Consider the following 1,332-nt stretch of genomic DNA (forward strand, 5'->3'; position numbering starts at 1 on the left):
TTACTAGTGGTGCGATAAAATTCTCAATACGATATCTATATATTTAATATTTAACATCTTACATACGCTCTTTGATTTTTCGATTTGAATGGATTGAGTAGTTTTGCAGTCTAAACTGCAGAATTATGAATATCGGCAAGTATGTCTTTGCTCAAGTTATTGACTTCATACCTCGTTATCAATTTGACAAACTGGTTAAAAAATATAAAGGAGACTGGCATGCAAAAGAACTAACATGTTATAACCAACTGCTTCAGTTGCTATTCGGACAGATAGCAGGATGTGATTCTTTACGTGACATTTGCATGTGCCTTGAAGCTCATAGCGGTATCTTGTATCATTTGGGCATCAAGAAGAGTGTTACACATTCTTCACTTTCCCGGGCCAATGAGAATCGCGACTGCCGTATCTATGAAGAATTAGGTAAATATCTCATAGCTCTTGTTCGACCAATGTACTCAGGTACAAAGGTTACAGAGATAACGATAGAGAATGTACTCTATGCTTTGGATTCCACGACCATCTCAACAAGCATAGTTCTTGCTGCCTGGGCTTTGGGGAAATACAGCAAAGGAGCAGTAAAGATGCATACCTTGCTGGACCTTCGCGGAAGCATTCCAGCCAACCTTCATGTCACGGATGGAAAATGGCATGACAGCAATGAACTGGATGAGATTGTGCCTGAGCCATTTGCGTTCTATATGATGGACAAAGCATACGTTGATTTCATCGCTTTGTTTCGTTTTCACAAAGCCGGTGCATATTGGATAAGTCGTCCCAAGGACAATATGAAACACGAGGTCGTTAACCATTGTCTTGACATTGATCCAAGTACAGGAATCTGTGGCGATTTTATCATAAAACTGACTACCCCTAAGTCGAAGAAACTCTATCCAGAACCTATCAGAATGGTTACTTATCATGACTCGGTAACAGGTAATGATGTAGAATTTATTACCAACAACTTTGAGATCAGTGCCATTGAGGTCGCCAATCTATACCGTCACAGATGGGACATTGAGGTGTTCTTCAAGTGGATCAAGCAGAACATCGTAGTGAAGACTCTTTGGGGATATTCAGAAAATGCAGTGCGCATCCATTTGTGGGTTGCTATCATTACATATCTGATAATCGCCAAAATCAAGGCTGACTACAAAAGTCCGTATTCAATCACCGAGGTGGCTATGTTAATAAGAATCTCCGCACTCGAAAGAGTGGATTTGAGAGATCTAATCACCAGACCGAAGGAATCAACCATTCAAAAACAAAATGTCAAAGACCCAATGTTATTTGATAACATATAACAATGTGCGAATTTATCGCACCAGTACT

The 1,332-nt window shown here is 39.8% G+C and carries 1 protein-coding gene; it reads left to right on the forward strand.

Translation table 11 applies throughout. The annotated features are described in order from the left end of the window. Window positions 1–125: 125 nt before the first annotated feature. Window positions 126–1,304 (forward strand): IS4 family transposase, encoded by a 1,179-nt coding sequence (locus HMPREF0645_RS12830; RefSeq protein WP_007175490.1) that lies wholly within the window; start codon window positions 126–128, stop codon window positions 1,302–1,304. Window positions 1,305–1,332: the final 28 nt, after the last annotated feature.

Origin of the sequence: Hallella bergensis DSM 17361 (genome assembly GCF_000160535.1) — a bacterium.
Taxonomy (GTDB): domain Bacteria; phylum Bacteroidota; class Bacteroidia; order Bacteroidales; family Bacteroidaceae; genus Prevotella; species Prevotella bergensis.